This is a genomic window from Syntrophorhabdaceae bacterium (genome assembly GCA_036504895.1).
GTDB lineage: Bacteria > Desulfobacterota > Syntrophorhabdia > Syntrophorhabdales > Syntrophorhabdaceae > PNOM01.
Genome location: DASXUJ010000042.1, coordinates 1 through 8,056 on the forward strand (window position 1 = coordinate 1; position 8,056 = coordinate 8,056).

Annotated in this window: 11 protein-coding genes; 3 read left to right on the forward strand and 8 right to left on the reverse strand. The window is 53.1% G+C overall.

The window, feature by feature from the left end; genetic code table 11:
• The 3 genes from VGJ94_05170 to VGJ94_05180 all read right to left on the reverse strand — a co-directional run.
• On the reverse strand, positions 1-244 hold a 244-nt coding region (locus VGJ94_05170), incomplete at its 3' end, for a hypothetical protein (protein ID HEY3275990.1).
• Positions 241-1,020: an ABC transporter ATP-binding protein gene (locus VGJ94_05175; protein HEY3275991.1), complete on the reverse strand. Its 780-nt coding sequence runs from the start codon at positions 1,018-1,020 to the stop codon at positions 241-243. The genes VGJ94_05170 and VGJ94_05175, both read right to left, overlap by 4 nt.
• Positions 1,021-1,110: 90 nt before the next feature.
• Positions 1,111-1,611 carry an N-acetyltransferase gene (locus VGJ94_05180; protein ID HEY3275992.1) on the reverse strand — a complete coding sequence of 167 codons (501 nt, stop codon included), beginning with the start codon at positions 1,609-1,611 and terminating at the stop codon, positions 1,111-1,113.
• 279 nt (positions 1,612-1,890) lie between these two features.
• Between VGJ94_05180 and VGJ94_05185 the strand changes: the two genes are divergently transcribed.
• On the forward strand, positions 1,891-2,076 hold the full coding sequence (locus VGJ94_05185; GenBank protein ID HEY3275993.1) for a hypothetical protein: 186 nt from the start codon (positions 1,891-1,893) through the stop codon (positions 2,074-2,076).
• A 61-nt stretch (positions 2,077-2,137) separates the two neighbouring features.
• Here the strand turns inward: VGJ94_05185 and VGJ94_05190 are convergent, their stop codons facing one another.
• From VGJ94_05190 to VGJ94_05200, 3 genes are all read right to left on the reverse strand, one after another.
• On the reverse strand, positions 2,138-2,479 hold the full coding sequence (locus tag VGJ94_05190) for a PAS domain-containing protein (protein HEY3275994.1): 342 nt from the start codon (positions 2,477-2,479) through the stop codon (positions 2,138-2,140).
• Positions 2,480-2,639: 160 nt separating this feature from the next.
• Complete coding sequence (locus tag VGJ94_05195; GenBank protein ID HEY3275995.1) at positions 2,640-2,801, reverse strand: hypothetical protein; 162 nt, start codon at positions 2,799-2,801, stop codon at positions 2,640-2,642.
• A 33-nt stretch (positions 2,802-2,834) separates the two neighbouring features.
• On the reverse strand, positions 2,835-3,554 hold the full coding sequence (locus VGJ94_05200) for an FAD-dependent oxidoreductase (protein HEY3275996.1): 720 nt from the start codon (positions 3,552-3,554) through the stop codon (positions 2,835-2,837).
• Between the two features lie 135 nt (positions 3,555-3,689).
• Here VGJ94_05200 and VGJ94_05205 point away from each other — a divergent pair, with 135 nt between their 5' ends.
• Both VGJ94_05205 and VGJ94_05210 read left to right on the forward strand, forming a co-directional pair.
• Positions 3,690-4,112 (forward strand): DUF2784 domain-containing protein, encoded by a 423-nt coding sequence (locus VGJ94_05205; protein ID HEY3275997.1) that lies wholly within the window; start codon positions 3,690-3,692, stop codon positions 4,110-4,112.
• Between the two features lie 111 nt (positions 4,113-4,223).
• Positions 4,224-5,891, forward strand: a complete 1,668-nt coding sequence (locus tag VGJ94_05210; protein HEY3275998.1) for a PAS domain S-box protein — start codon at positions 4,224-4,226, stop codon at positions 5,889-5,891.
• Here VGJ94_05210 and VGJ94_05215 read toward each other — a convergent pair.
• Entirely contained in the window at positions 5,885-7,306 is a 1,422-nt protein-coding gene (locus VGJ94_05215; protein HEY3275999.1) for an efflux transporter outer membrane subunit, read from the reverse strand. The genes VGJ94_05210 and VGJ94_05215 overlap by 7 nt on opposite strands.
• The coding region (locus VGJ94_05220; protein ID HEY3276000.1) for an efflux RND transporter permease subunit at positions 7,299-8,056 on the reverse strand (758 nt) is incomplete at its 5' end. The genes VGJ94_05215 and VGJ94_05220, both read right to left, overlap by 8 nt.

Consider the following 8,056-nt stretch of genomic DNA (forward strand, 5'->3'; position numbering starts at 1 on the left):
CCAGGAACGCCATGAGTATCCCCTGCTGAATTCGGCTCATGAATTCCCACAGGAGGATTGCACCGAGGATCACGTTAATAAAATTGAAAGTCACATTGCCGAAGGTGTCGAGATATTTGCTGATAAAGCCCCACTGCAGGATATCGATCACAAGCCAGAGAAAAATGCTGACAAGCCGGGTTGGATTGCTCTTGAGCAGGAAGAATTGGCGTACGAAGATTGCGTATATCCTGAGAAGGCTCATTGATGATGGTCCTGCAGGTTCAGCGGCTCCCGGGCAACGGCGATAAAAAGCTCCTCCAGGTCCTTTCTCCCGTGCTCTGCGGGGAGCGTCTTTGGATCACCCATGAGAAGAATTCTGCCGCGGGAAAGAAAAAAGACCCTGTCACATACCGCTTCTATTTCAGCCATGTTGTGAGAAGTCCAGAGTATTGCGGCGCAAGTACGGGTCACATAATCCTTTATATTATCCCGTATTGTCCTTGAGACACTAGGATCGAGACTGGCGGTGGGCTCATCTAAAAGCAGCAACCGGGGATTGTTTATCACCGATTTAGCCAAATTCAACCGGCTGAGCTCCCCCGAAGAGAGGAGCCCTGCCCGGGTACGGGTAAATTGCTTAAGGTTAAATTCTTCGAGAAGTCCTTCTATTCTTTTTCTCAGGTCCTTTACTTCATAAAGAAGGCCGAAAACGTAAAGATTTTGCCATACCGTAAGATTTGCGGGCATATGAGCATAGACCGCGGCGAAATTGATGCTCTCGCTCACTTCTGATCTGCACGTGCCAATATCCTTTCCCAGTACCTCTATAGTCCCTCCGGAAGGTTTGAGGATGCCGAGAATCATGTTGATGGTCGTAGTCTTGCCCGCGCCGTTGGGACCCAAGAGGCCGACAATCTCACCGGGATTTACGGAAAAGGAAATACGATCCACTGCCTTTAAGGAACCATATTCTTTCGTCAGATTTTCTATTTTCAGGACTGCACTGTCATGGGCCGGACCTGTAACTGGTGCGAACATTATAAATGCTACACAAAAACGGTCCAAAATGCAAAACGACAGACCTTAACCCTCCGTCAGATCCACAATACATCGCGGTTTACTGAATGGTTACCCGCGGGCGGAAAAACCCTGATGGAATCCAACTGTTCCCCGTGGGTGATCCTCATCGAAGGGCAGGGCAAGAAAATACTCCTGTGGTATGCCTTCCAGTATCAGGTCAGGCATATTTCTGAAACCGAAGCGTTCATAAAAGGCCGGGTCGCCTGCAAGAACGCAGCCCTTTGCGCCCAAAGACCTGATTGAAGAAAGGCCCTGATAAATGAGGGATTTACCTATACCTTGCATCTGGAATTCAGGCAACACGGAGACGGGACCGAGACCATACCAGCCGGCACTACCATCGGAGATCATTACAGGCGAGAAAGCGATATGACCGACTACCCGCCCATCCATTTCGGCGACCAGTGAAAGGATGAGTGCATCAGCTCTTCGTAATGCATCAACGATGAACTGTTCCGTCTGATTGCTGATTGGATGGTGCTCAAAAGCCGATTTCGTGACCTCATATATGGCTTCAATATCCGAAGCGGTTTCGTTCCTGATAATCATATTTCACTCCATTAATTGAACTGAAAAGACAAGAAATCCTGGCGATCACTCCGTCGCCGTCCGGCTTTCGAAACCGGTCCACCGAAACTTACCACCTATAGCCTTCATTGTCCAGAAAAAGTAAATATCCGGTCCGCAAAGGGAGGGACGCTGGATTGCGTGTCCGGAGTATAGTATGATAGATAAAGCGGAACCGACTGCGGTGCGAGGGCGGATGTGGGCCATTCATAAATAATCCACAGCACCGTAGATCGGGGGCAACAAGGAGACTTCTCGAGAATGAACATTATGGATAAATTAAAGAGATTGATCACGGATGCGGTAACCGTCTGGGGGGACCCCGATGTGAGACGGCCTTTTACGCGCAGAGGAGTAAGTGAAAAGGCACTGCTGGACGGGTATAAACGTTCCCTGGAAGGTGACGACGATCAGCCGCAGGGGGCTGATCGGTCCCGTTCCAAATGATCCGAAGGAAAGTAGTAGAAAGGAAGGAATAGAAATCCTGGAAAGGAATAATCGAACCGACCTATCGCTGATAATTCCCTTCGAATCTCTCAAAATAGCCGATAAATTCACCCTTGCCGTCCCGAACGGGCGTCACGTACACCCTCTCGTTTTTCTCATTTACCGCGAGCAATAGTTCTCTGCCATGGTTCCTGAGTTTTTCCACGATTTGGAGAATCCGCTCTTTGCTCGTATCATTGTGACATTCAAAGATCGATGTTCCGATAAGGTTCCTGAAGCCCCGCTCCTGGTAGTAATGGTATTCGGCCCTTCTGTTCATGAATCTGATCATGTGGTCGGTGTCGACGAAAACCACGGGAAAGGGCATGGCATCGAGTATATGTTTCAGCACATCTTTCTGCACAAAAATCTCCTTCGGGTTTGGCACTCCGGAGATAGATCGTCCTTTTTCTCCGGGGGCTTTAACCTTTTGTCTTCAGTTTCCACCAATCCCCGAAGATTTTCAAGGATAATTTATGCAGAACGGGCGACCGCCACAGCTGTCGTTGAAAGATACTCTTTCATCAGGCCGTGGTCACGTTCATGCTCTTACATTCAGGGCACTGAACGGAAGGTGGAGGCGGCGCCTGGGGTTTCACTTCTTTTTCCGGGGGTTCCTTCCCGGTACCGGCTTCAAACCTGCACCCGCAATCGTTGCACATCAGCTGCTTTTTTTGTTCTTCCATAAGCCCTCCTATATATGTATTCCCGGCGAGTTCTCAAGAGCCGGCGAAAAGCTCAAGGGTTATTCTGTCGCGGCCGATCCCCAATTCCTCGAGGGTCCGTGTCATAGCCTCGGCCATGTTGGTCGGTCCCACTATAAAATATCTCGCCCTTTCCCAGGCATTACAGTGCATTTTGATCATGTTGGGGTTGAGCCTGCCCGTGAGACCGTCCCAATGGGACCCTTCCGTGGCCCTTGTCATAGTTATTGCCGTCGTGATCCTTGGGGTCGATTTTGAAATCGTGAGCAGTTCATCCAGAAACGGTGTTTCCTCGGGCGTCCTGCTCGAATAAAATAATGTGATAGTATGTTCTGTGGGGGCATCGGCTACGTACCTGATCATTGATCTGAAAGGCGTGATCCCCACTCCCCCCGCCAAAAAGATCAGAGGCGTCTCGACGCCGGCCGGAAGAAAGAGGAGCCCCATCGGGCTGCCGAGCGAGACGGTGGCGCCCGGCTCTAATCCGGCCATTGTCTTTTTCATCGCGCTTCCACTCAGTTTTGTTGCGAAAATAAGGTCTTGCTCCAAAGGAGAAGATGCAATACTGAAGGGGCGGCGTAATCCGCGCTCGTCCTGATATCCGGTCTCGGGTACGGTAAGGAAGCACCATTGCCCCGCTTTGAAAGCGTACCCTTCAGGTTTTTCAAAATAGAATATTGTCATATCCCCTGCGAGTTCAACTTTGCGTGTGAATGTTATGCTGAAATCGGTCATCTCCCTCCCTCCTTCTGCGGTCTATTCTTAATATGCAACATATAAATCGCCATGTTAAGAGGGTGCAGCCTTTTTTGAAGCCGGTATTGTTCTTGAATTAACGACAGAGATGGTTATTTTCTCTTGGGTGACACAATGAAAACCTTCCTCTTTTACCGAACTCTTGCCGACATTATCGCGGGCTTCCACCTGATATACGTAATTTTTGCAACCGGGGGCCAGGCGGCTATTCTCATCGGAGCGATGGCCGGATGGGAGTGGGTAAGGAACCCCGCATTTCGCCTCACCCACCTTGGGGCAGTGGGACTCGTGGGCATCGAGGCTGCCGTGGGGATGTCTTGCCCGCTCACGATAGGGGAATACCGCTTAAGAGAAATGGGAGGGGAAAGAACCGAGGAGGTTGTCTCCTTCATCGCCCGCATCGTAAATGGGGTGATCTACTATAATTTGCCCTCCTGGATGTTCGTTCTTGCCCACATCGGATTCGCCATAATCGTGATCCTGACCTTCATTTTTTTTCCGCCACGATTTTACCGGCAAAAAAGGGTGCAATCATAATTGCCTTCCTTCTCCTCTCCGGAACCTGTATTTCCGAGGCCGGCACCCTTTTCCGGATGCGTCGGGAAGCAAATACTCCCGAAAAATTGTATACTGACCCATGAGGCCGCAATGAGGAACGCCAAAGCCAGAAGCAAGACTGACCTGCTTGACGAACTTTCCCGCCTGAACGGCATTATCAAGGAGTTGGAGAAGTCGCAGTCGGGCCTGAAGCAGGCCGAGGAGGCGCTCAAGGAATCTGAGGAGCGCTACCGGATCGCCATCGAGCATTCCAATGACGGGGTTGCAATTGTGAAGGGGGACCGGCACGTATACGTGAACCAAAAGTTTTTGGAGATGTTCGGCTATGATGACCAGGAAGAGGTACTCGGCAAAAACGTCTTTGTCTCCGTCCATCCCGATGACCGCGAGAAGGTAATGGAAATGAACAGGCGCAGGCAAAGGGGAGAGCCTGTTCCTTCAAGATATGAATTCAAAGGGGTCCGGAAGGATGGGAGCACCCTCGACGTGGAGGTCTCTTCCACCTGGGTAATGTACCAGGGCGAACCGACGACCCTGGCATATGTGCGGGATGTGACGGAGCGCAAGCAAAGCGAAGAGGAACTCCAGCAGGTCCGCAAGATGCAGGCGATCGGTACCCTTGCAGGCGGAATAGCGCATGACTTCAACAATATTCTTGCCGCAATCATCGGGTTCTCCGAGAGGGCGCTGAAGGATTTGAAAGAAGGGAACCCCGCAAAAAGGTATGTCGACCTCATTCATTCGTCGGGTATCCGCGGAAGGGACCTGGTCCGCCAGATTCTCACATTCAGTAGAAAGACCCCCCAACGGCAGGAGCCGGTCCATTTGGGGGCTCTCGTGGAGGAAACGGTGAAGCTGCTCGGGGCAACCCTTCCCGTGACCGTTCGGATGGAGCTCTGCGTGAATGCAAAGTCTGACGTGATCCGTGCCGATCCATCTCAGATTCAGCAGGTAATCCTGAACCTTGGCACCAACGCGGCCCATGCCATGAAAGAGAAAGGGGGAGCAATAGATATATCGGTGACGGATGCCGTGATCGATCCCCAAGACCCCTTTCCCCAGCCCCAGTTGAATCCGGGTAAATATGTAGTACTCACTGTCTGCGATGAAGGCACGGGTATGACAAAGGAGGTGCAGGAGAGGATCTTCGATCCCTTCTTTACTACAAAACCTGCAGGCGAGGGGATAGGGATGGGGCTCGCGGTGGTATACGGCATCGTCAAGGCTCACAAGGGCGCAATCACTATCTTCAGTGAATCCGGCAAAGGCTCGATCTTCAGGGTTTACTTCCCTCTCGGAGATTCCAAAGAGGCCCGGGAGGGCGACTCACCCGATGCTTCAGCCCCCGTCGGAAAAGAGAGGATTCTCTTTGTGGATGATGAGGAGCTTTTAGTCGAAATGAGCCGAACCCTTCTCGAGAGTCTCGGTTATAAAGTGGCCGCCACAGCGGACAGTAGAGAGGCTCTCAGAATTTTTTCAGAAAATCCGGAACATTTCGATCTTATAATTATGGACCAGGTTATGCCTCACATCACAGGCGCGGAGCTTGCGAAGGAATTTCTCCGCATCAGACCGCGGGTGCCCATCGTTCTTTGTACGGGCTTCAGCGATGCCCTTTCCGAGGAAAGGGCACATGCCATGGGGATAAGGGAATTGGCCATGAAGCCTCTTACGCGGCAGGAAACGGCGTCCATGATAAGGCGTGTGCTCGGCGAAGGCGCAGACCAACCCGACAGGCCCCTGGGTAAGGATCAATAACCGGACGCATCGGGGGCCGTCATGAGCGACCCTTTGGCGACCCATCCTCCGCCCATCGCCTTGTAAAGGTTCACGAGAGCCTGAAACAGGGTGCCCTGAGTCTGGGCGTACTGCAGCTCGGCGTTGAAAAGGCTCCTTTCCGCATCGAGTACTTCGATGTAACTGGTGTACCCGTTGTCGTACCTTCTCCTCGCCGTCCGCGCATAATCCTTTAAGGCATCGACCTGCCTTCCCAGGACAATAAGCTGCTCTTTCGTCTGCTTCTGGTCCTCGAGAGAGTCGTTCACGTCCTGGAATGCGTTCTGGATCGTCTTCCTATATTGGAAGAGGGCCTGTTGCTGCTGGGCTTCGCTCACCATTACCTGCCCGGTGATGTTGCCACCCGTAAAGATGGGGGCGGTAAAAGTGCCGGCCCAGTTCCATGTCTGGGAAGATCCGGAGAAAAGGTTTGAAAGCTGTGTGCTCTGCCAGCCCAACAAGCCGGTGAGGGATATGGTCGGGAAGTATAAGGCCCGCGCCGCTCCTATCAAGGCGTTCGACGCGATCAGGCCCTGCTCGGCCTGACGAATATCGGGACGACGCGTCAGGAGGTCGGAGGGAAGCCCTGAGGGAACCTCCGGCAGGATGAGGTCGTCGACGCTTTTCCCTCTTGCGATGGGACCGGGATTATTCCCGAGGAGAACGGAAATGCCGTTTTCCTGAAAGGTAATCTGCTTGCGCAGGGCCGGTATTGTGGCCATCGCCTGCTCGTACTCCGATTTTACCTGGGCAAGCTGAAGTCTTGAGATGAGACCGTTTTGGAACTGAAGGGTAAAGAGCCTCAATGATTCGCGGCGGCTGGCGGCGGTGCGCTCGGCAATCTCCAGTTGCTTGTCCAGGTCCCGCAGGTTCACGTATCCATTCGCAACATTGCTCACCAGGGTGAGGACCACGCCTTGCCTCGCCTCTTCTGTGCTCAGGATATTCGCCCTTGCCGCCTCGGTGGCCCTCCTCAGGCGTCCCCAGATATCGATCTCCCATGATCCTGTGAAGCCGGCCTGGTACATCGTAGAAGGATTGAAGGGGGTTACGCCCATTGAGCTGTTTTGAGTGGTGCGCTGCCTGCCCCCCTGTCCGGTGGCGCCGATCTGGGGGAAAAGACCCGAACGGGTTACCCAGTAATGACCCACGAATTCTTCCACTCTGGCGGCGGCGATCTTCAGATCATAATTTTGTTTCAATGCCGTCGTGATAAGATCGTCCAGCACCGGATCATTAAATTGTTCCCACCAAAGGGTATCGACGAGGTCCCTGGCGTCCTTCTCATCGAGGCGCCATGCAGAGGGAACGTCCACCGAAGGGCGTCGGTAGTCGGGGCCCATGGCGCAGCCGCCGAGTAACACTATACACATCACCATCAGGACGAACTTACGCATGGTCTCCTCCCTCTTTCTCCGTACTCCCCGTTCCCGGTGGTTGTGCCTTGCCGACGCGATGGGAGAGCTTCTCCACTACATAAAAAGTCACCGGAATAAGGAAGATGGCTATTGCGGTGGCCGCCAGCATTCCGCCTATTACCGCCGTGCCCATTACCTGGCGCGACAGCGCTCCCGCACCGCTTGCCGTTGCCAGGGGGATACATCCGAGGATAAAGGCAAAAGATGTCATCAGGATAGGCCTCAACCGCAGCCTTGCGCCGTAGAGGGCCGCCTCCACAAGGGCCGTTCCTTTCTCATATTCCGTTTTTGCGAATTCCACGATGAGAATGGCGTTTTTCGCCGCGAGCCCGATTAGCATCACGAGACCGATCTGGGCATATACGTTGTTCTCCTGACCTCGGACGAGGAGGCCGAGGAAAGCGCCCATGACCGCTATAGGAGTGCCGAGGAGCACGGAAAAAGGCAATGACCAACTCTCGTACTGCGCCGCAAGGATGAGGAAGACGCAGAACAGGGAGAAGGCGAAGATAGCCGACGCCGGAATGCCCTCCTGGGCCTTTTTCTCCTGGTACGACATGCCCTGGTAATCAAATCCCATCTCTCGGGGCATGGTCTGGGCGAAGGTCTCTTCAAGGGCCTTCATGGCCTGGCCGGAACTGTATCCCGGCGCAGCGCTCCCGAAGATCTGGGCGGCCCGGTATTGGTTATAGCGCATGGTGAATTCCGGCCCCAATATATTTTTTATGG

Coding starts and splice junctions, on each gene's coding strand:
- VGJ94_05175 (HEY3275991.1), bottom strand. CDS start 1,020: ATGTTCGCACCAGTTACAGGTCCGGCCCATGACAGTGCAGTCCTGAAA.
- VGJ94_05180 (HEY3275992.1), bottom strand. CDS start 1,611: ATGATTATCAGGAACGAAACCGCTTCGGATATTGAAGCCATATATGAG.
- VGJ94_05185 (HEY3275993.1), top strand. CDS start 1,891: ATGAACATTATGGATAAATTAAAGAGATTGATCACGGATGCGGTAACC.
- VGJ94_05195 (HEY3275995.1), bottom strand. CDS start 2,801: ATGGAAGAACAAAAAAAGCAGCTGATGTGCAACGATTGCGGGTGCAGG.
- VGJ94_05200 (HEY3275996.1), bottom strand. CDS start 3,554: ATGACCGATTTCAGCATAACATTCACACGCAAAGTTGAACTCGCAGGG.
- VGJ94_05205 (HEY3275997.1), top strand. CDS start 3,690: ATGAAAACCTTCCTCTTTTACCGAACTCTTGCCGACATTATCGCGGGC.
- VGJ94_05210 (HEY3275998.1), top strand. CDS start 4,224: ATGAGGAACGCCAAAGCCAGAAGCAAGACTGACCTGCTTGACGAACTT.
- VGJ94_05215 (HEY3275999.1), bottom strand. CDS start 7,306: ATGCGTAAGTTCGTCCTGATGGTGATGTGTATAGTGTTACTCGGCGGC.